The sequence below is a fragment of the Anaerofustis stercorihominis genome, assembly GCF_005844425.1.
In the GTDB taxonomy this organism is placed as follows: Bacteria; Bacillota; Clostridia; order Eubacteriales; family Anaerofustaceae; genus Anaerofustis; species Anaerofustis butyriciformans.
The window spans coordinates 1-21,313 of the sequence record NZ_SPHL01000006.1 but is presented as its reverse complement, the minus strand read 5'-3'; the positions used below and the strand labels follow the sequence as shown (position 1 = coordinate 21,313).

General features: G+C 29.2%; 19 protein-coding genes. 13 read left to right on the top strand and 6 right to left on the bottom strand.

Translation table 11 applies throughout. The features are described from left to right. Positions 1 to 773, top strand: a 773-nt coding sequence (locus tag FGQ49_RS02850) for an AbiJ-NTD4 domain-containing protein (protein ID WP_171020568.1), incomplete at its 5' end; no start/stop codon positions are given. A gap of 278 nt (positions 774 to 1,051) precedes the next feature. Here FGQ49_RS02850 and FGQ49_RS02845 read toward each other — a convergent pair. Both FGQ49_RS02845 and FGQ49_RS02840 read right to left on the bottom strand, forming a co-directional pair. Then, entirely contained in the window at positions 1,052 to 2,014 is a 963-nt protein-coding gene (locus tag FGQ49_RS02845) for an acetylxylan esterase (protein ID WP_138268405.1), read from the bottom strand. 10 nt (positions 2,015 to 2,024) lie between these two features. Then, positions 2,025 to 3,563, bottom strand: a complete 1,539-nt coding sequence (locus tag FGQ49_RS02840; RefSeq protein ID WP_138268404.1) for an FGGY-family carbohydrate kinase — start codon at positions 3,561 to 3,563, stop codon at positions 2,025 to 2,027. Positions 3,564 to 4,053: 490 nt separating this feature from the next. On the opposite strand from FGQ49_RS02840, the gene FGQ49_RS02835 reads away from it, so the two are divergent. From FGQ49_RS02835 to FGQ49_RS02820, 4 genes are all read left to right on the top strand, one after another. Beyond that, entirely contained in the window at positions 4,054 to 4,530 is a 477-nt protein-coding gene (locus FGQ49_RS02835; RefSeq protein WP_138268403.1) for a hypothetical protein, read from the top strand. Between the two features lie 10 nt (positions 4,531 to 4,540). Then, complete coding sequence (locus tag FGQ49_RS02830; RefSeq protein ID WP_138268402.1) at positions 4,541 to 5,308, top strand: ABC transporter ATP-binding protein; 768 nt, start codon at positions 4,541 to 4,543, stop codon at positions 5,306 to 5,308. Continuing rightward, positions 5,298 to 7,364: an ABC transporter permease gene (locus tag FGQ49_RS02825; RefSeq protein ID WP_138268401.1), complete on the top strand. Its 2,067-nt coding sequence runs from the start codon at positions 5,298 to 5,300 to the stop codon at positions 7,362 to 7,364. Before FGQ49_RS02830 ends, FGQ49_RS02825 begins: the two co-directional genes overlap by 11 nt. 143 nt (positions 7,365 to 7,507) lie before the next feature. After that, positions 7,508 to 8,029 (top strand): methylated-DNA--[protein]-cysteine S-methyltransferase, encoded by a 522-nt coding sequence (locus tag FGQ49_RS02820; RefSeq protein ID WP_138268400.1) that lies wholly within the window; start codon positions 7,508 to 7,510, stop codon positions 8,027 to 8,029. A gap of 25 nt (positions 8,030 to 8,054) precedes the next feature. Here the strand turns inward: FGQ49_RS02820 and FGQ49_RS02815 are convergent, their stop codons facing one another. Next, entirely contained in the window at positions 8,055 to 8,666 is a 612-nt protein-coding gene (locus tag FGQ49_RS02815; protein ID WP_138268399.1) for a DUF5105 domain-containing protein, read from the bottom strand. Positions 8,667 to 8,879: 213 nt separating this feature from the next. Here FGQ49_RS02815 and FGQ49_RS02810 point away from each other — a divergent pair, with 213 nt between their 5' ends. Continuing rightward, positions 8,880 to 10,166 carry an O-acetylhomoserine aminocarboxypropyltransferase/cysteine synthase family protein gene (locus FGQ49_RS02810; protein ID WP_171020567.1) on the top strand — a complete coding sequence of 429 codons (1,287 nt, stop codon included), beginning with the start codon at positions 8,880 to 8,882 and terminating at the stop codon, positions 10,164 to 10,166. Positions 10,167 to 10,232: 66 nt separating this feature from the next. After that, positions 10,233 to 11,177, top strand: a complete 945-nt coding sequence (gene metA, locus FGQ49_RS02805; RefSeq protein WP_138268398.1) for a homoserine O-acetyltransferase MetA — start codon at positions 10,233 to 10,235, stop codon at positions 11,175 to 11,177. Between the two features lie 103 nt (positions 11,178 to 11,280). On the opposite strand, the gene FGQ49_RS10290 is transcribed toward metA, so the two are convergent. Next, complete coding sequence (locus tag FGQ49_RS10290; RefSeq protein ID WP_171020566.1) at positions 11,281 to 11,451, bottom strand: hypothetical protein; 171 nt, start codon at positions 11,449 to 11,451, stop codon at positions 11,281 to 11,283. A gap of 142 nt (positions 11,452 to 11,593) precedes the next feature. Between FGQ49_RS10290 and FGQ49_RS02800 the strand changes: the two genes are divergently transcribed. The 6 genes from FGQ49_RS02800 to ilvC all read left to right on the top strand — a co-directional run bounded on the left by FGQ49_RS02800 (position 11,594) and on the right by ilvC (position 18,848). Then, a complete protein-coding gene (locus FGQ49_RS02800; RefSeq protein WP_138268397.1) occupies positions 11,594 to 12,277 on the top strand; it encodes a response regulator transcription factor in 684 nt (227 codons plus the stop codon). Beyond that, positions 12,267 to 13,619 (top strand): sensor histidine kinase, encoded by a 1,353-nt coding sequence (locus FGQ49_RS02795; RefSeq protein ID WP_138268396.1) that lies wholly within the window; start codon positions 12,267 to 12,269, stop codon positions 13,617 to 13,619. The genes FGQ49_RS02800 and FGQ49_RS02795 overlap by 11 nt, the downstream gene beginning before the upstream one ends. Further along, on the top strand, positions 13,606 to 15,825 hold the full coding sequence (pcrA, locus tag FGQ49_RS02790; RefSeq protein ID WP_138268395.1) for a DNA helicase PcrA: 2,220 nt from the start codon (positions 13,606 to 13,608) through the stop codon (positions 15,823 to 15,825). The genes FGQ49_RS02795 and pcrA overlap by 14 nt, the downstream gene beginning before the upstream one ends. A 101-nt stretch (positions 15,826 to 15,926) precedes the next feature. Then, positions 15,927 to 16,859, top strand: coding sequence for an AEC family transporter (locus FGQ49_RS02785; protein ID WP_138268394.1), 933 nt, complete (start codon positions 15,927 to 15,929; stop codon positions 16,857 to 16,859). Positions 16,860 to 16,939: 80 nt separating this feature from the next. Next, positions 16,940 to 17,632, top strand: a complete 693-nt coding sequence (locus FGQ49_RS02780) for a FadR/GntR family transcriptional regulator (RefSeq protein ID WP_138268393.1) — start codon at positions 16,940 to 16,942, stop codon at positions 17,630 to 17,632. A gap of 190 nt (positions 17,633 to 17,822) precedes the next feature. After that, the gene (ilvC, locus tag FGQ49_RS02775) at positions 17,823 to 18,848 is read left to right on the top strand and encodes a ketol-acid reductoisomerase (RefSeq protein ID WP_138268392.1); all 1,026 of its coding nucleotides are present in this window, start codon (positions 17,823 to 17,825) and stop codon (positions 18,846 to 18,848) included. 28 nt (positions 18,849 to 18,876) lie between these two features. On the opposite strand, the gene FGQ49_RS02770 is transcribed toward ilvC, so the two are convergent. Together FGQ49_RS02770 and FGQ49_RS02765 are read right to left on the bottom strand one after the other, a co-directional pair. Next, positions 18,877 to 19,359 carry an HD domain-containing protein gene (locus FGQ49_RS02770; protein ID WP_138268391.1) on the bottom strand — a complete coding sequence of 161 codons (483 nt, stop codon included), beginning with the start codon at positions 19,357 to 19,359 and terminating at the stop codon, positions 18,877 to 18,879. Between the two features lie 12 nt (positions 19,360 to 19,371). Beyond that, a complete protein-coding gene (locus FGQ49_RS02765; protein ID WP_138268390.1) occupies positions 19,372 to 20,853 on the bottom strand; it encodes a replication initiation protein in 1,482 nt (493 codons plus the stop codon). Positions 20,854 to 21,313: the final 460 nt, after the last annotated feature.

Sequence of the window (21,313 nt, the reverse complement as noted above, 5' to 3'; positions counted from 1 at the left end):
GTACACGTACAGCCATTATGAATGGGATTAATGCATTATATCATAATGTATATAAATATGATAATGATGGGAAAAATGCTTTATGGATAGATGTATTAAGTCAAGTATACCAACAACCAGTAGATTATTCAGGCAACTCTTATTATATAGAAAAAAAAATGTTTGAAATAATAAATAACACTATAGCTAATTATGATTATGATATTGTTTTAACTATTTTAGAATTTATGGCAAACAAATTTGAAAAAGAAAATATATATAATAGATATTCAGGTTGTTCAGTTAAAGAATATATTAATGATATTTTAGAAAAAGAATATGTTGGATATAGATATATTAACGGAATAATTATTTCAATTACTGATAATAATGAGATAAATTCTATAGAAGAAGCATTAACCGTACCATTTCAAAAAACAACTAAACATTTAAACAAAGCATTGACTTTAATCTCAGATAGAAATCATCCAGATTATGCAAATTCAATAAAAGAAAGTATTTCTTCTGTTGAAGCTATATGCTCTGAAATACTGGGTAAAAGCGATACTTTAGGAGCTGCTTTAAAAAAAATGGAACAGAAAAATATTACAATTCATCCTTCACTTAAAACAGCCTTTGAAAAGTTATATGGATATACTAGTGATGCTTCTGGAATACGCCATACAGGACAATTAGACGGCAAAGACGCAACATTTGAAGAAGCAAAATTTATGCTTATATCATGTTCAGCTTTTATAAATTACTTAAAAGGTATTACAAGTTCTATTAATTAAAAAATTTTTTTATTAATAAATATATACACTAACTTTCCATTAAAAAGAGAAAAATAATTAATATAAAATAATACTATAACATCGAAACGTTTTATATTTATATATTAAATATATTCCCAACTTATCCCTGCATATGATAAAAATAATAAAATTAAAATTAATAATTATAGACATATTAATTTTATAAAATATTTAGACATACAAGAGCAAATTTAATAATTTTTTAAATTTTAACAAAAATAAAACACCCTGAATATTAACTTCAGGGTGCTTATTAATTAAAGTTTTTCTTTAAAGAATTCATATATTATATCGTCTGAATAAGGAAGTCTTTCATGAGTATATTCGCAGTATACTTTTAATTCCTTATTACATTTTAATTTATTGTATATTGAAAATTGTGTTATAGGCGGACAAGTTGTATCAAGAAGCGCCGTAAAGAATAATACATCACATTTTACTTTATCCGCAAAATTTTGAACGTCTATGTAAGAAAGTCTTTCAAAAAATTCATCTTCTTTTTCGTGTAATGTATCGTATTTTCTAAACCAATTTTTAAATTCAACATACACATCTTCACACATATTCATTTCAAAAACCTTTTTAAAGTCTGCAAGGAAAGGATAAATAACAGCACTAGCCTTAACATTTTTATTAAATGCCGCAACAACAAGACTTAGTGCTCCCCCTTGGCTTTTTCCTGTTGTGCCAATTCTGTTTTCGTCTATGAAATCCATATTTTCAAATAGAACAAAAGCTTTTACGGCGTCAAGATAAATATTTCTGAAAAATAATTTTTTCTTGTCTTCATCCATTACGCCTCTTATTATTTGACCATAAAGAGTAGGTCCATCAGCAGTGTAGTTATCTTCGCTTTTTCCACCTTGTCCAGGAACTTCAAAAGCCAAGAATGCCATATCGTTATATGCATATGGAACTTTTGAATAAATACTGTCTGCATTTGATGTGTAACCATGGAATGACATTACTCCCGGAATTTTTCCTTCAATATGTTTAGGTTTAACAAGTTCACAGTGAACTCTTTCCCCATTCATTCCTTTAAAATACATATCGTATATTTCGATATCTTTCATTGGGAAATCCCTCTTCTCAAGAGTATAAGAAAAATCAGTTTCCTTCAAATCTTTTACTCCTTCTGCCCAGTATTTATCAAAATCCTCTGCTTTTGGAGATATCCCCATATAATCTTTGTAGTTTTCAACTGTACTTTTAAGTGGCATAATTTTCCCCCTATAAATTAATATTATTCATTTTTGTATATATTTTTTTTACATTTTTATATATTTTTAAATATACATTATTATAAATATCATTATATTTTTTTGCATTTTCTTCATTTGGAGAAAATGTTTTTGTCTGTCTTACCATATTTTCTTTTGCTTCATCAAAATCTTTAAAAACATTAAGTCCTATAAAACCTGCCATAGCAGCTCCTATACCGCTTGCCTCATAGGTTTGAATTTTATAAACTTCTTTATTTAAAATATCACTTATTATCTGGCATATTATGTCGCTTCTTGACCCTCCGCCTGATAATGCTATTTTATCTATGTTAACTTTAGATACTTTTTCAATTCTCTCTATTCCTTCTTTTAAGGAATATCCTATTCCCTCAATTATTGCCCTGTAAATATGCATTCTAGTATGTTTATCATTAAATCCAAGTATACTTCCTTTTGCTTCGGGACGAAGAATATCCTGTCCCCAATAAGGCTGAAGAATAAGACCATCACAACCTACGGGTATTTCTTTTAACTTCTCATCCATTACATCATATATATCTTTACCGGTTTCTTTACATATTTGTTCTTCCTTATAAGCAAATTCTTTTATAAACCATGTAACAAGCCAAAAACCTCTATATAAAATAATTTCAGGGTTATATGTATTTGGAATCACACTGCAAAAAGGAGGAACAAACCTTGTAAGTTCATAATATCTGCCTGTGGTTACCTGTATCGTAACCTGACTTCCCAAAGATATACTGCCTATTCCTTCTTTTATACAACCTACTCCGATTGTTTCGCAAGCTTTGTCGCTTCCGCTTGCAACAAGAGGAGTTCCTCTTTTTATTCCCGCTCTTTCACAAACTTCATCCAATATACTTCCTATTATTTTTGTCGAAGGAATCACGTTTGCGAGCTTCCTTTGGTCTATGTCAAAAAGCTGCCTTTTAATTCCGTAAGATTTATCATACTCCCTTTTTTTATAATCAAAAGGAATATGCCCAACAGTTCCCGCATCGCTTTCAATATATTTGCCTGTAAATTTATAATTTAGGAATTGAGGTAAAAGCAAATATTTATATGTCTTATCCCATATTTCGGGTTCATTTTCTATAATCCAATTAAACCTTGCTTCACTCATTAAATTTTTAGTCATGGCTCCCATACCAACTAAAGAAAAAAGCATTCTATATAATATATTAGGTTTTTTATAATTTTCTGCTTTTCTTCTGTCAAGCCATGAAATAGCATTTCTTAAAGGAGCTCCGTTTCTATCTACCAAAACAAAAGTATCTCTTTGAGTAGTTATGCTTACCCCTTTTATCTTAGAATATAGTTTTTCGTTTTTACTTTTTAACTTAAGTAAAAGAGAAATTATTTCCTCAAAAAAGTTATTTGCGTCAAACTCAATAATACTTCCTTTTTCTTTTGTTATGTATTCATATTTTTCTTTTTCTTTTATTAAAATTTCGCCTTTATCATTTATAAGCATCGCTCTTATGCTTTGAGTTCCGCAGTCTATTATTAAAACGATATTCTCCATTATTTCACCTGTTTTGCATTATTAATGTAAAATTTATAAATATTATATCATATTTAGTAATAATAAAATATATTTAAGAACTATATGAAATTTTAAATGTTAAACTTTTTAATTACAAAATATTGCAACAAACGTTATGGAAACCGACAAAGAAAGAATGTTAATAAAAAAACGTGTTTACAGCAAAATAATTTACATTATATTACACGGGTTTCGGATTAAATATTATAAAAATTCAAATAAAAAATCCCTTTGCCCCGATTGAGACAAAGGGTTCAAGGAGCGCCATATATGTAATGGTACACACCATGAAAAGTAAGCAATTTAATTATATTATAAATACTATAAAAAATCAATCAAAATGAGGAATGTTAATAATTAAAATAAACTTAATTACATAACCTTACAAAATTGTAAGGTTATGTAATTTTAATCGATGGATAAAACTTCCCCGCATTTCTATAATCAAATTAAAGAAAGGAGGAAAGACATGAAAAAGAAAACGGCAATAATAATTTTATGCTCGCTGTCTGTTATATTTGCAGGATGTAGCATAAACAAAAATCAATTAATAACAAAATATAATGATATACTAAATCTTATAGGAAAAAAATTTTTAACTTCCGATGAAGACTTAATGGGAGAAAGAATTTTTTATGTAGACACAAACACCGGCAAGTATACCTCTTTATATAAAGATGAAAATATAAAAGAAGTAATATTCGGTTCCGTGGAAGTAAACAGAAAAACAAAAAATATAAACATCGAATATAAAGCGGACATAAAAAAAGGGAAATCAAAGTTAATGGTAAAAAACGATTCAAAAACAAAAATTATCGCAAGTTTTGATATAGAAGGACCGGAAAGCGGGGGAAGAGATTTAACCCTAACGGATGGTGAATATTATTTAAGCATTATAGGAGAAGATTTCAGCGGAGAAATCGAAATCACCGCAAAATACATTTAAGGAGAAAAAAATGGAAAAAGTATTAAGAGTTGAAAATATAGAAAAATATTATGGCAATAAATCAAATCTTACAAAAGCCATAAAAGATATAAGTTTTGATGTAAATAACGGAGAATTCGTTGCAATAATGGGCTCCAGCGGAAGCGGGAAAACGACACTTTTAAACGTAATATCAACAATAGACAAAGTAACAAGCGGCGATATTTTTGTTGGAGATATAAATATAACCAACCTAAAAGGCAAACACCTAAACGAATTTAGAAGAAACAGACTCGGTTTTATATTTCAGGATTTTAATTTACTGGATACTCTTACGGCATATGAAAACATTGCTCTTGCACTGACCATTCAAAAAATGAGAGTAAATGAAATAGAAAAAAGAGTTAAAAACATATCGAGAGCCCTTGGAATAGAAGATGTGCTTGATAAATATCCTTATGAAATGTCGGGAGGACAAAAACAAAGAGTAGCCTGCGCAAGAGCAATAATAACAAATCCTAAACTTATTCTTGCCGATGAACCAACGGGAGCATTAGATTCAAAAAGCGCGAAAATGCTTCTCCAAAGTCTCGAACTTCTAAACAAAAAACTTAAAGCCACGATTTTAATGGTTACACATGATGCTTTTACCGCATCAAAAGCACAGAGAGTTTTATTTATAAAAGACGGAAAAATATTTAATGAAATTCTAAAAGGAGACAGCAGCAGAAAAGAATTTTTTAACAGAATAATTGAAGTTGTGACACTTCTTGGAGGTGAGCTTAACGATGTTATTTAAGTTATCCATGAAAAACATTAAAAAAAGCATAAAGGATTATGCCATTTATTTCATGACACTTATTTTAGGTATTGCAGTATTTTATGTATTCAATTCCATGGATGCACAAGAACCAATACAAAATTTTGCAAAATCATCCTATGACGTTGTTGGCTTAATGGTAAAAATGCTTTCCGGATTATCTGTTTTTATTTCAATCGTACTCGGATTTTTGATAATATACGCAAATAATTTTTTAATAAAAAGAAGAAAAAAAGAATTTGGAATATATCTTATTCTTGGAATGGGTAAGGGGCAACTTTCAAAAATATTATTTTTGGAAACTCTTTTTATAGGTATAATATCTCTTTTTGTGGGGTTAATACTCGGCATTTTTGCTTCCCAGTTTATGTCTATAATAGTTGCCAGTATGTTTGAAGCGGATATGAACGAATTCAAATTTGTTTTTTCCTCTGGGGCACTTTTTAAAACAATATTATACTTTTCTTTAATGTATATATTTGTAATGATATTCAATACTTTTGTAATAAACAAATATAAATTAATAGACTTAATAACGGGCAGTAAGAGAATCGAAAAAATAAAAATGAGAAGTCCTTTTCTTTCTGTATTACTATTTATCATTTCAATCATTATGCTTGGATTTGCATATTATAAAGTAACAATTGACACTTTAGATTTATCTCAGGGAGATATAGTAAAATATATAATAATAGGAGCAGCCTCAACATTTTTATTTTTCTTCTCTCTTTCTGGATTTGTTTTAAAACTTGTAAAATCATGTAAAAGACTTTACTACAAAAACCTTAATATGTTTGTACTAAAACAGATTAACTCAAAAATAAACACTACGGTTGTTTCAATGAGCATAATATGTTTAATGCTTTTTACAACAATATGTATGCTCTCAGCAGGGCTTGCTATGAATAAGTCTCTTACAAGTGAACTTACAAAATATAATCCCGTTGACATAACCATATCAAAAACAATGATGTTACCAAATAACGGAGAGTACTCCCCTTCTGCCGTTGACTTTTCAGAAAAAAGCATAAATGAAGTACTTGAAGATATGGGATACGATGTGGAAAATGATTTTAAAGACTTCAATGAAGTAAGCACTTATACCGCAGACACAGTTACATTAAAAGATACTTTAAAAAGTATTATAGATGAAATAAAAAAAGAAACCCCTACGGCACAATTTGATGCAGCAGAAAGCATAATGAAAGTTTCCGATTATAATAAAATCGCAAGAGTTTTTGGGAATGAAGAAATAAGTCTTAAAGAAGGAGAATATGCAGTAGTTTGTAACTATGACATGATGACAGGTTACAGAAACAAAGCATTAAAGATGGGAACAGAAATTACAATAAACGGCAAAACTTATAAACCTTCTGTAAGTGAATGTTACGATGGATTTATCGAAGATTCAATTCAAGCAATAAATTTAGGTATAATAATTGTTCCCGACAGTACTAAATTTACAAATGAACAAAAGGAAATAAACTACTTTAATGCAAATTATAATTTAGGAAATGAAGAACAAAAAGCTGATTTTGAAAATAAACTTACAAAAGAAATAGATGAAAACAGTGGGTTTAAAGATGTTGAAGATTATGGAATCAACATATCAACTTCAACTAGAATGTATAATTATGAATCTTCAAAAGGACTTGGAGCCACGGTTACTTTTATCGGTATATATCTTGGAATAATATTCCTTATTACATCTGCGGCTATACTTGCATTAAAAGAACTTTCGGAAAGTGCTGACAATATTGAAAGATATAAGATTTTAAGAAAAATCGGAACCAGCGAAAAAATGATAAACAAAGCTTTATTTATGCAAATAGGAATATTCTTTATACTTCCTTTGATGCTTGCGATTGTACACTCCATATTCGGACTAAAATTTTCCGATTATATTCTTTCAACAATAGGGCATATGAATATTCTTCCTTCAATAATCGTAACGGCAATAGCAATAATTTTAATATACGGAGGATATTTTCTTATTACATATTTTTCAAGTAAAAAAATAATAAAAGAAAAATAAAAAGAGGCTTAAGCCTCTTTTTTTTAAGTAATATTAAATAATCATCGTATATAATTCAAATCAAATTATATAGTATAATTAAATAATATATTGTACTTACATTTAAAATAAAACTTAAAACAAAATATACAAGGAGAAAATCAATGCTTTACTATGATACATATTATTCACCTGTGGGAAAAATTACCCTTATAAGCGATAATAAATATTTAATAGGTCTATATATAGAAGGTCAAAAATATTTCATGAATAAAATAAAAGAAACCCCTTTAAAAAATGAAGATATAGAAATTCTAAATAAAACAAAATTGTGGCTTGATGATTATTTCAGTGGAAGAAAACCAAGTATTGTAGATTTAAAAATAAAACCAAATGCAAGCAATTTTCAAATGGAAGTACTAAGTATACTATGTGAAATACCTTACGGAGAAACTATTACATATAAAGAAATATCTGAAAAGGTAAAAATAAAAATGAACAAAAAAAACATGTCGCCTCAAGCTGTCGGAGGAGCGGTTTCTCATAACCCCATTAGCATAATAATTCCTTGTCATAGGGTAGTTGGATCAGACGGCAACTTAACGGGATATGCAGGAGGAATAGAAAAAAAAATAAAGCTTTTGGAATTGGAAGGTGTGGATACAAGTAAATTTTATATAAAATAAAAAAGAGGTTACCCCTCTTTTTTTATTAGTAATTAAAACTATCCATATTTTTATAATTAAGCATTTGACCATAAATCATACTATATAATTCAGGGCTGCTTTCAACCATCCATATTCCGTTTTCCTTTATCATATTAACATCATAGGTAACTGTCGCCATTTTACCTTTTTCATAAATTTTATTTATCTCTTCCTCGTATAACTTTTCTATATGCTCGTTTATTTTTTCCTCACTAAAATTAGCCATATCTTCTGATGAATAATCAAAAAGTCTATCCATTATATTGTCCATTAAAGTAGAATAATCGATATTGGTAAACTCTACAGTTAACGTTGCAGTGCTCTCATTTTGTTTTACAGAAACAATTTTATATGATAACTTTGATGTTAATTTATTTTGTGTATCTTCATCTAAATTAGTATTAGTAATATCATTCATATATTCATCTACAGAAAGCCCTGATTGCTCAAATAATTCCTTAGAATTTCTCTCCATAGTTCCTATTTCAAAAAGCTTCTCAAAGTCCTCTCCTGTTGTAATAATATGTATATACTCATTAAAAGTCTCTTCAGGTCCCGTATTAGAACATGCGGATAAAGAAACAAGCATTAACAAACTAAAAAAGCACATAAACATTTTAAAATTTTCTTTTTCATTTTAATTTTTCATTTTATCATTATATATAAATTATATAGTATCTTAAGTGTACAAATATATTTTATGACCTGTTAATCTTATAACTGGTTATAGATAAAATCTATTTCTAAATAATAATTTATATATTTACTTATAACAAAATATTTGATAAGATTATTTTTACATTAACTTTTATACAGGAGATGACTAAATATGGATATTACAAATAAAAAACAAGGCACAAAGTGCGTTCAAGGCGGATATCAGCCTAAAACAGGAGAACCAAGAATTCTTCCTATAATACAATCAACAACATTTAAGTATTCAACAAGTGAAGAAATGGGAAAACTTTTCGATCTTGAAGCAGAAGGATATTTCTATACAAGACTTCAAAACCCTACAAACGATATGGTTGCAAAGAAAATATGCGAACTTGAAGGAGGGGTTGCAGCAATGCTTACATCTTCAGGACAAGCTGCTAACTTTTATGCAATAATGAATATTGCTCAGGCAGGAGATCATATTATTTGCTCAACTGCAGTATACGGAGGTACATATAACCTTTACGCCCATACAATAAAGAAAATGGGAGTTGAATGTACTTTTGTAGATCCAGACATATCAAAAGAAGAACTTGATAAAGCATTCAAAGAAAACACAAAAGCTGTTGTAGGAGAAACAATCGCAAACCCAGCTCTTGTAGTATTAGACATTGAAAAATTTGCCAATGCTGCACATGAACATGGAGTACCTTTAATTATTGATAATACTTTCGCAACACCTATCAACTGCCGTCCTTTTGAATGGGGTGCAGATATTGTTACTCATTCTACAACAAAATACATGGACGGACACGCAACATGTGTAGGAGGAGCAATAGTAGACAGCGGAAACTTCGACTGGGATAAACATAAAGACAAATTCCCCGGTCTTACAACTCCGGATGTAACATATCATGGTCTTGTTTATACCGAAAGATTTGGTAAACTTGCTTATATAACAAAAGCAACAGCTCAATTAATGCGTGATTTAGGCTCAATTCAATCCCCTGAAAATGCATTCCTTTTAAATTTGGGACTTGAAACACTTCATCTTAGAATGCAAAGACACTGCGAAAATGCTTTGGCAGTTGCAAAATTCTTAGATAACCACGAAAAAGTTGCATGGGTTAATTATCCGGGACTTGAAGGAAATAAATATTATGACCTTGCACAAAAATATATGCCAAACGGTACATGCGGTGTAATTGCATTTGGATTAAAAGGCGGAAGAGAAGCATCAGTAAAAATGATGGATAATTTAGAAATGACAGCAATTGTTACTCATGTTGCAGATGCAAGAACATCAGTACTTCACCCTGCAAGTCATACTCACCGTCAAATGAATGATCAAGAATTAATTGAAGCGGGAGTTCAACCAGATTTAATAAGATTATCAGTTGGTATTGAAGATATTGATGATATTATCGAAGATTTAAATAAAGCTCTTGAACTAGTATAAAAAATTATTATTGCAATCTATCAAAAAATAATAAAGTAATTTTTATAATAGAAAAGAGGTTTAAATATGGCTGTTATAATACCAAAAGATTTACCTGCGGCAAAACAGCTTGACAGGGAAAATATATTCGTCATGCATCAAGAAAGAGCAGAAACACAAGACATTAGACCACTTGAAATTGCTATTGTAAATTTGATGCCTACAAAAATAGTAACAGAAACACAGCTTCTAAGGCTTATAAGTAATACACCTATACAGGTAAAAGTTGACTTAATTAATATGAAAAGCCATGTAAGTAAAAATACGTCTTACAAGCATTTAAAAACATTTTATAAAAATTTTGATGATATAAAACATAAAAAATACGATGGAATGATTATAACGGGAGCACCTGTAGAAAAACTTGAATTTGATGATGTAAACTACTGGGAAGAACTTCAACAAATTTTTGATTTCGCAGATAAAAATGTTTTCTCCACCATGTTTATATGCTGGGGAGCACAGGCAGCCCTAAATCATTACTACGGAATAGACAAAAAAGATCTTCCGGAAAAAATGTTTGGAGTATTCGAGCATAGAGTTTTAAGAAGAAGACCGATAGTAAGAGGATTTGACGATGTTTTCTATGCGCCTCATTCAAGACATACCCAGTGTCTTATTAAGGATATTAAGAAAGAAAAAGACCTTGAAATTGTTGCAAGCAGTAAAGAAGCAGGTGCTTATCTACTTGTAAGCAAAGACCAAAGAAAAATATTTGTATTTGGACATAGCGAATATGATCCAAATACATTAAAAGAAGAATACGAAAGAGACAAGAAAAAAGGTTTAAATCCTAAAGTTCCAAAACATTATTTCCCAGATGATGACGATACTAAAAAACCAATAGTCAGATGGAGAGCACACGGAAATATGCTTTTTTCAAACTGGTTAAATTATCATGTATACCAAACTACACCTTTCGACCTTGAAAAACTTAACCAAATAGATAAAGAGTTTGGTTTTATAGAATAAAAAAATAAAAAGCAGCTTTTAAAAGCTGCTTTTTACTATATAATCTGTAATAGATTTTTAGAAGCATTGAGGGGATTAAGGGGTACTTCTAAATTTATCTATGCTAATCAGCTATTGAACAAGTTTTAATAACTTTCGCAATACCTTTTTCATTTAATGAAATTACTTTCATTTTATCGGAATTAACTACTATTTCTGAAAAACAGTTACTGCAAAAATATTTCTTTCTTCCAATTTTACCAATTTCTTTACTAGAACAATAAGGACACTTCATATAAACACTCCCTTTTCTCCTTATATGTCATTATTATATGATTAAAACCTTTAAATTACCTTAAAAAATTAAAAATTGTAAAAAAATTTGTTAAATTTAATTTTATGAATTATAATATTAAAAGCAGAAAGGAAAGATTAATATGAGAGTACTTATAGTAGAAGACGAAGTTACGTTGGCTAAACCTTTGGTTGCTCTTTTAGGGAAAAACCAAATTCTTGCAGATACCGTTGAAGACGGCGAATCAGGTTTAATGCTTGCAAGAAAAATGATATATGACGTTATAGTTTTAGATATAATGCTACCTCAAATGGATGGACTTAGTGTTTTAAAAACTTTAAGAGAAGAAAACAACTATACTCCGATTCTTCTTTTGACGGCTCTTGACAATATAGACGACAGAGTAAAAGGTTTGGACCTTGGGGCTGATGATTACCTTACAAAACCTTTTGACACAAAGGAACTTATAGCAAGAATTAAAGCTTTGTCAAGAAGAGGAAAGGGAAGTATCTCTGATGATATAATAAGCATAGGAAACGTAAGCCTAAACACAAACGATGCATCTCTTACGGTAGGAGAAAGAAAGGAAAACTTAACCAAAAAAGAAGCAAATCTTCTTGAAACCCTAATGAGAAACAAAGACCATGTTTTATCAAAAGATTATATACTTGATAAAGTATGGGGAATTGACAGTTATGCAATAGATAACAGCGTTGAAATATATATACATTACTTAAGGAAAAAATTATCAAGCGACGCAGATGTAAAAATAGTAACAAAAAGAGGGCTTGGTTATTCCTTAAAGGAAAAAAACAATGATAAATAAAATAAAAAATAAATTAATTTTAATAAATACTTTTGTTTTACTGGTCATTTTACTTTCAATGACTGCTTTTATTTACTTGCTTTCATCTTATTCCTTTTCTGAGTCTTCCGATAATGAACTTATTAATATGGTATATCAAGCAAAAAGATATACAAAAAGCAATTTTAAAAACACAAGTGATTTATCTTATAATGAAGAATTAAAATATTTTAAACAACAAATTGATGCAGGTAAATGTAAAATCGTTATTTTTGACGAAAACTTAAATCAAACATATAGCTATGGCAAAATGAACGTTGACGAAAATATTTTTGCGGATATTGCTTACTGCTATTTCTATGATCCAGACGATAAAAACATAGAAATAAAAGAACAAGACGGGAAGTATGTTTTTACAAACTATTCTTATGGCAATATCTCATTTAGAAGCTGCACAACTCTTGTAATTAACGATAGCGGAAATATGCAGCTTATTTTAATGGCAAAAGACAGCACACAGCAAAATTCAAATCTTAATATAATTCTTTCCGCTTTGGTAATTGCAATAATAGTGGGAGTAATTATATCTCTTCTTGGAGGATTTTACACTGCCGACAGAGCTTTGGTTCCAATTAAAGATACAATAGACAATCAAAAACAATTTATCGCTGATGCATCCCATGAGTTAAGAACACCTATTGCGGTAATTAAAACAAATCTTGAACTTATACAAACAAACGAAAATGAAACGGTAAAATCACAGGAAATGTGGTTTGAATATGCAAAAAGTGAAATAAACAGAATGGATAAAATGGTTGGAGATTTGCTTACTCTTTCAAAAGCAGATTTAGGTCAAATCCCATTTAACAATAAAGAATGTGATATAGTACACCTTGTAAAAGACGCAATAGAAAAAATAGAGCCTATTGCAATAAAAAAACAAATAAGAGCTTATATGTACTGCTCATATGATAAAGTTATCGCAAATGTTGATGAAGATAAGTTTACACAGCTTATGATGATACTTTTAGACAATGCGGTAAATTATTCAGATGAAAATACAAATATTATAGCAGCCCTAAAAGTAGATAAAGCAAAAAATAATATTACAATTAAAGTTAAAGACCAAGGAATTGGAATGAAAAAGGAAGAAATCAAAAAAGTCTTTACAAGATTTTACAGAGTAGACAAAGCCAGAAGCAAAAGAAAAAATGGCAGCGGACTTGGTCTTCCAATAGCTAAATGGATAGTTACAAACTTAAATGGAAATATAAACATTGAAAGCATTGAAAATAAAGGAACTGATGTTATAATAACACTTCCTTTAATATCTTACGAGGAGAATGAAAATGGACTTACTTAGTATGTTAAATGATAAACAACAACAAGCCGTTACCTGTGTTAACGGACCTCTTCTTATTCTTGCGGGAGCAGGAAGCGGAAAAACAAGAACAATAATTCATAGAATTGCTTATATAATAGAAAATGGATATGCAAAACCTTGGGAAATTCTTGCTCTTACATTTACAAATAAAGCAGCAGGAGAAATGAGGGAAAGAATTGACTCAATGGGTATTCCTTTCACTTCTGATATATGGATGGGAACATTCCACTCAATTTGTGCAAGAATTTTAAGAATGGAAGGGGATAATCTAGGGTTTACAAGTAATTTTTCAATATATGACGATGATGATACAAAAAGACTTTTAAAAACAATACTTAAAGAGCTTGATATTTCAGATAAAGAATTTCCGGTAGAAAGCGTTAAAGCTCAAATTTCTTTACTAAAGAACGATCTTGAAACAAGCGACGACTACATGGACGAGCATGGAGATTTTGACGAAGGATATACAGAGGCAAGAATTGCACAAATATACAGTGAATATCAAAAAAGACTTTTAAGTGCAAATGCAATGGACTTTGATGATTTGCTTTTAAATACAAATATTCTTTTTGCAAAATGTCCTGAAGTATTAAATAAATATAGAAATAGATTCAAATATATTCTTGTAGACGAATATCAAGATACAAATATTTCTCAGTACGCAATAATAAGTAAAATGGCTGAAGGTCACAGAAATATATGTGTATGCGGTGATGATGACCAAAGTATTTACGGTTGGAGAGGTGCATCAATAAGAAATATCTTAGAATTTGAAGATGACTTTGAAGATGCCAAAATAATAAGACTTGAACAAAATTACAGATGTACAAAGAATATTTTAAATGCCGCAAACGGTGTAATCGAGCATAATAAAAAGAGAATGGGTAAAACTTTGTTTACCGATAATGAAGAAGGAGAAATCATAAAATATCTTCATGCAAATTCGGATTTGGAAGAATCTTCAATTATTGCCAGGGAAATATTCTGCTTAAATGAATATCACGACATTCCATATAGTGACATAGCAATTTTATACAGAACAAACGCACAATCTCGTATACTTGAAGAAGGTCTTATGAGAAGAAATATCCCTTATCAAATTGTTGCGGGAACAAAATTCTATGACCGTATGGAAATTAAAGATATTCTTGCATATCTAAAACTCTTAGTAAATCCAAAAGATGATATTGCATTTATTAGAGTAATCAATACCCCAAAAAGAGGAATAGGTCCTGCAAGCATAGAAAAAATAAGAGATTATGCTTTCATGAAAGGCATATCCATGTATGAAGTTATAAAAGATATAGAAACCTGCCCTTTATTTAAAGGAAGCGTAAAAGAAAAACTTACTTTATTTAAAGACACAATGGAAGAACTTGAAAGAATAGCAAAAGAAAACTCTTTAATGGATATTGTAATAAACACAATTCACTTAAGCGGATACGAACAAATGCTTAAAGAAGGAAAAGTTGAAAACGCACAAAACAGACTTGAAAACTTAGACGAACTTGTAAATGCTGCGGGAGATTTTGAAAATAACGAAGAAGATGGTTCTCTTGAAGCTTTCCTTGAAAATGCAGCACTTGTTGCGGGAGTTGATTCTTATGATGAAAACAGCTCTAAGGTACTGCTTATGACTCTTCATAATGCAAAAGGACTTGAATTTAACATTGTATTTATGCCGGGAATGGAAGAAAATTTATTCCCTACATACAGAGCCGTAAACGAAGAAAGCGAAATGGAAGAAGAAAGAAGACTTTGCTATGTTGGAATAACAAGAGCAAGAAAAAAACTTTATATGTCTTCAGCCGAAACAAGAAGAGTTTACGGAAGAAACGAAATGAGAAATCCTTCAAGATTTTTACTTGAAGTTCCCGATGAACTTATTGAAGGAATCAGTGCAATAAAAGAATCAAATAAGGAAAAAGAAATTATTAATAACAATGTTAAAAAGATGTATGACCCTTATGCAAATACAATAAGACAAACACAAAATCTTTTTAAACAAAACAATACATTTGACGAAAAACTTAGCCCGGGAGACAAAATAGACCATAATGCATGGGGAGAAGGTACTGTTGTAAGCATTGAAGGAAGCGGAGATGACATGAAAATCACAGCAGCATTCCCTGGAACAGGAATAAAAAAATTCATGGCATCAGTTGCAAAATTCAAAAAAATATAAATTAAAGTCTTTACTTAAAGTAAAGACTTTTTATTTTTATCTTTTAAAGATTATTTATTTATACTATACTTTAACTATATTTAATTAAAAAAGGACAGAACATGGATATTAGTTTAATTTTAGCAAAAGAAATTTTAGAACTTTTTATAATAATGTTTTTAGGATATATTATCGTAAAAGTAGGAGTATTAAAATCAGACGACAGCAAGAGTATATCCGCAATACTTGTGTATCTTCTAACTCCCTGTATGATAATAAACTCATTTATGATTGAATATGATGAAAAAATAAAAACAGGTTTAATATTTGCATTTATAATTTCTATATTGGTTCATATTCTTTTTATCATTCTTACATCAATGTTAAATAAAATATTTAATTTTAATGTAGCGGAAAAAGTAAATATAATTTATACAAATGCGGGGATATTGGTTATTCCTCTTATAAGTTCCATTTTAGGAAAAGAATATGTAATATATTCTTGTGCTTTTATTGTTGTTCAACTAATACTTCTTTGGACACATTGTAACAGCCTTCTTAAAGGAATAAAGAAAATTGAAATAAAGAAAATAATTTTAAATGTAAATATTATTTCTATATTTATAGGAATGTTGATATTTATATTTAGAATAAATCTTCCAAGTATTATAACTGATACCGTAGATACATTAGGTTCTATGATGGGACCTATTGGAATGTTAATAGCCGGAATGGTAATGGGGGAAGTTTCCATAATAAATCTATTTAAGAAAACAAGATATTATTTTATATGTTTCTTAAGGCTTATAATATATCCTTTAATTACATTATTTTTATTATATATAACAAATGCATCGAGTTATATTATAGACGGAAAAAATATCTTAATGATAGTTTATCTTGCATGTGTTACTCCTTCCTGTGCAACGGTTACTTCAATGATACAGCTATACAACTTAGATGCAAAATATTCAAGCAGTCTTTATGTTTTAACGACACTTTTATCTATTATTACAATTCCTATTATGATAGGTATTTATAATGTGTTAATATAAATATTTGTATGATAACTCTTGACAAACATCAGACAAGTTACTTATAATCAATATACACTTAATGTTTTCGGAGAAATATCATGCAAGAAGAAAAGAAAAACTTAACACAAATAACTGCTGATAAATTAAGAGATTTAATTACAAAAGAAAAAATATATAAAACGGGAGAAAAACTGCCAAACGAAAATTCCCTTTCAAAAAAACTGGGAGTTAGCCGTTCTACCCTTCGAGAAGCTGTTAAAACTCTTGTTTCAGAAGGTATTTTAGATGTTCAAAGAGGCAGGGGAACATTCGTAAATGATACTTTAAACAGATATGCAAAAAACGATATGGGGATAAATTCGTTTACTGATATGAAGATTACCCTTAGAGACTTATATGAAACAAGAATGATATTCGAACCAAGTGCAGCTGCCCTTGCATGTAAAAGAGCAAGCGACAAAGAAATAGAAGAAATATTAAAACTTGGAGAAAAATGTCAAAATTTAATTTTGCAAAATCCAACGGCAAAAGAAAGAATAAAATCGGAAAATGACTTTCACTGTGCAATAATAAAAGCATCTCACAACGAATTTATAAGTTCATTTATGCCGGTACTTACACAAACAATAGAAAAAACATTTGCCCTAAACTATAATCTTGACATTATTGCAAAAGATGCATACAAAGACCATGCTATGATAATGAATTTCCTAAAAAAAAGAGATTCAGAAGCATTAAAAAGTGCGGTTACCATACATTTGCATCATGCTTTTTGGACAGAAGAACTTTAAAGACTTCAAATATATGAAGTCTTTTTTTATTAAAATAAATTAAAATAAAACATAAAATATACAGTAATAAAGCTTGGAATAAAAATTTTTTAAAATTTTCAGAAAAGTCTTGACAATATTAGGAATACCATTTAAAATAAACATCATACAAGTAATATAAAGTTGTCATACAAATACGGAGGTTTTTAAAATGAGTGATTTTAAAATATTTTATCAAGAAGATTGTAATCTAGGATTATTAGATGGTAAAACAATCGCTATTATCGGTTACGGTAGCCAAGGTCATGCACACGCATTAAACCTTAAAGAATCTGGATGTGACGTAATTGTTGGTCTATATGAAGGCTCAAAATCTTGGGCAAAAGCAGAACAACAAGGACTTAAAGTATATACAGCTGCAGAAGCTGCAAAAAAAGCTGATATCATCATGATTCTAATCAACGATGAAAAACAAGCTGACATGTATAAAAAAGATATCGAACCAAACTTAGAAGAAGGAAACATGTTAATGTTTGCTCATGGTTTCAATATCCACTTTGGATGTATCGTTCCACCTAAAAATGTCGATGTAACAATGATTGCACCTAAAGCTCCTGGTCATACAGTTCGTTCTGAATATCTAGAAGGAAAAGGTACTCCTTGCTTAATCGCTGTTGAACAAGATGCAACAGGCAAAGCTCAAGATATCGCACTTGCATATGCAGCAGGTATTGGTGGAGCAAGAGCAGGTGTTCTTGAAACAACATTCCGTATTGAAACAGAAACTGACTTATTCGGTGAACAAGCAGTACTTTGCGGTGGTTTATGCGAATTAATGCAAGCTGGATTCGAAACATTAGTTGAAGCTGGATATGACCCAAGAAATGCTTACTTTGAATGTATCCATGAAATGAAATTGATCGTTGACTTAATTTACCAATCAGGATTTGAAGGAATGAGATATTCTATTTCTAACACAGCTGAATATGGTGATTACATAACAGGAAAGAAAATCATCACAAAAGAAAGCAGAGAAGCTATGAAAAAAGTTCTTTCAGATATCCAAGATGGTTCATTTGCTAAAGAATTCTTACTTGATATGTCTGATGCAGGAAGACAAGTTCACTTCAGGGCTATGAGAAAATTAGCTGCTGAACATCCATCAGAAGAAGTAGGTAAAGAAATCCGTAAATTATACAGCTGGAATGACGAAAGCGATAAATTAATCAATAACTAAAAAAAAGCACCTAACGGTGCTTTTTTTTTTAATACATATTTTCTATAAAATTGATTCCCGTTTTTGTTTTAAATATTTTATTTTTAATATTTTCTATACTTTCTTTGTTTAAATTATCTTCATATATATTAACTAAAAAATCTGCTTCTACCAAAATCTGATAATCAATCCCATCAATATTATCATAAGTATGATGATTACCTATTAAATAATATACTCTATCTATTACTTCCCTGTCATATCCAAATTTTTCAAGCATTTTTTCTGCTTCTTTTGGACCTTCTTTTTCCTGCAGCTTTCCGCTGCATTTACCATACTTTTCTTCGCTTACTTTTATTCCTATATCGTGTAAAATTGCTGCAGTTTCAAGAATAAATAAATCTTTTTTATCTATATTTTCAAGAATTCCTATTGTTTTTGCAAGAGAGTGTACCTTTATTAAATGCTGTATTCTCTTTGGATCATGTTTATTATAGTCAATCATTGCTCTTATAAGAATTTCTTCTTTCATTTTATCTCCCTCCTAAGCTTTAGATAATTTTTTCTTTTTCATCTTCTTTTCTTTTTCATTTAAAGATACAATTTTGAAATATACATCTTCAAGTGTCGGATCAAGTATATCCATGCTTATTCCGTTTAAAAATTCCATTCCCTCTTTTATGTTCATTCCGCTCTTACTAATATAATCTTTTATATAATTAACCTTTGAAGTTATATCAGTATAAACTTCAAAAAATTCATTTGACATAATATCCTTTTGTTTTATTCTGTCTCTTACGTTTAAGATAACATTTTCGTCTTCTTCATCTATGCTTACCATTATGTCATTGCAAAATTTAAGAGCATTATCAAAGGATTTTCGTACGTTTTTTCTCCAATTATTATAAATATCTTGTGCGGTATTTTCATTATCTGCAATATATTTATCGAATTTTGAAAGATAATCTATATACATATTATCTCCAAAGGATTCTGTTTCGGAATTTGTCATTATATAAGTTTGTTCTTCATGTTTTCCAAATAAACTTTCATATACGTTATATCCTTTTAAGTATGTATTTTTAAGGCTTACGTCTATATAACTGAAAATATTTTTATTTGCAAGTTTCTTTGCTTTTTCGGAAACATAGAAAATCAAATATATATCATAATTTTCCTGCCAGTTTTTAAACATTTCTACTTTATTGTTTATATTTTTATCTTCATCTTTATCATAATTAATAAAATCAAGGAAATTATTGAATGTACTGTCAGTAACAGTATATTTTGCATTTTCAAGTAGTTTTTTACTTACTATGTTAAAAATGATTTTATCAATATTTCTTCCGCTGGTTCTTACCGGTATATACTCAACGTTCAAATCTGTTTTTTCGTTTATCTCTTCAAAAGCAGGTTTTAATACTCTTTCATTAAAATTTCTATAAGAAGAATATTTCCCTCCTTTTATATCATAAAAACTCTTTAGAGTATCAAGAGAAAAACTAACTTCCTGATTTCTTTGACATTTATATAAATTTGACTGACAAAGAAGATAAAGTTTCATTGTATATTTACATTTGAATCTTGAAATATATTCTTTTATAAATTTAAAGTAATAACCGCCCTTAGAATATATATCTAAAAAATACGGTTTCATTTTTTCAGAGAATTCAAAAATAAACTGTCCGTCTTTATAACTGCACTGAGAGAATAAATTCTTTTGAGTGTAGCTATCAGTATCTAAATCCTTTATCATTATTTGAGCCGTAAGGGTTTTAGATGTAATATTCTCCTTTTCTCTGTAAAGATAATCTTTGTTTACGTTGTTTCTTTTTGCAAATTCACTAAGCCCTATTCTTATAACTGAAAAATCATCACTGTCAATATCGACTCTGGAAAGTGCTTCTATAAATAATTTCTGAGAAACCAAAGGCATATCATATCTTGCCTCGGCAACAACGTTAAGCATTGTAACCTGCGTTACAAAACTGTTTTCCAAATTGATTAAATCATTTTTTTCGCTCATTCTAAATCCTCGATTATATCTTTACTACTTACTTTTTGTATACACTTTTAATACTTTACATTACTTGTCAAAAAATGTCAACAAAAACAACTTACTTTTTGTATACTTTTAACTTACTTTTTGTACCTCTTTTCAAAAAGGAAAAAACCATACTTACTTTTTGTATACACTTATTAAATTTATATCAAAAACAACTTACTTTTTGTACTCTTTTTAAATTTATTATAAAAATAACCTACTTTTTGTATACTTTTAACTTACTTTTTGTATCTATTATCAAAATTATTTTTAAAAGAACTTACTTTTTGTATACTTTTTAATACTCCTATATAAAACAACTTACTTTTTGTACTCTTTAACAAAAATTTTATAAATTATACTTACTTTTTGTATACTTTTTGCTTACTTTTTGTACTTTTTTTTAATTTATTATAAAAAACACTTACTTTTTGTACATTTT

Coding starts and splice junctions, on each gene's coding strand:
- FGQ49_RS10290 (WP_171020566.1), bottom strand. CDS start 11,451: ATGAAGTGTCCTTATTGTTCTAGTAAAGAAATTGGTAAAATTGGAAGA.
- FGQ49_RS02835 (WP_138268403.1), top strand. CDS start 4,054: ATGAAAAAGAAAACGGCAATAATAATTTTATGCTCGCTGTCTGTTATA.
- FGQ49_RS02800 (WP_138268397.1), top strand. CDS start 11,594: ATGAGAGTACTTATAGTAGAAGACGAAGTTACGTTGGCTAAACCTTTG.
- FGQ49_RS02785 (WP_138268394.1), top strand. CDS start 15,927: ATGGATATTAGTTTAATTTTAGCAAAAGAAATTTTAGAACTTTTTATA.
- ilvC (WP_138268392.1), top strand. CDS start 17,823: ATGAGTGATTTTAAAATATTTTATCAAGAAGATTGTAATCTAGGATTA.
- FGQ49_RS02810 (WP_171020567.1), top strand. CDS start 8,880: ATGGATATTACAAATAAAAAACAAGGCACAAAGTGCGTTCAAGGCGGA.
- FGQ49_RS02815 (WP_138268399.1), bottom strand. CDS start 8,666: ATGTTTATGTGCTTTTTTAGTTTGTTAATGCTTGTTTCTTTATCCGCA.
- FGQ49_RS02825 (WP_138268401.1), top strand. CDS start 5,298: ATGTTATTTAAGTTATCCATGAAAAACATTAAAAAAAGCATAAAGGAT.
- FGQ49_RS02780 (WP_138268393.1), top strand. CDS start 16,940: ATGCAAGAAGAAAAGAAAAACTTAACACAAATAACTGCTGATAAATTA.
- FGQ49_RS02770 (WP_138268391.1), bottom strand. CDS start 19,359: ATGAAAGAAGAAATTCTTATAAGAGCAATGATTGACTATAATAAACAT.
- FGQ49_RS02840 (WP_138268404.1), bottom strand. CDS start 3,563: ATGGAGAATATCGTTTTAATAATAGACTGCGGAACTCAAAGCATAAGA.
- FGQ49_RS02795 (WP_138268396.1), top strand. CDS start 12,267: ATGATAAATAAAATAAAAAATAAATTAATTTTAATAAATACTTTTGTT.
- metA (WP_138268398.1), top strand. CDS start 10,233: ATGGCTGTTATAATACCAAAAGATTTACCTGCGGCAAAACAGCTTGAC.
- FGQ49_RS02765 (WP_138268390.1), bottom strand. CDS start 20,853: ATGAGCGAAAAAAATGATTTAATCAATTTGGAAAACAGTTTTGTAACG.
- FGQ49_RS02820 (WP_138268400.1), top strand. CDS start 7,508: ATGCTTTACTATGATACATATTATTCACCTGTGGGAAAAATTACCCTT.
- FGQ49_RS02830 (WP_138268402.1), top strand. CDS start 4,541: ATGGAAAAAGTATTAAGAGTTGAAAATATAGAAAAATATTATGGCAAT.
- pcrA (WP_138268395.1), top strand. CDS start 13,606: ATGGACTTACTTAGTATGTTAAATGATAAACAACAACAAGCCGTTACC.
- FGQ49_RS02845 (WP_138268405.1), bottom strand. CDS start 2,014: ATGCCACTTAAAAGTACAGTTGAAAACTACAAAGATTATATGGGGATA.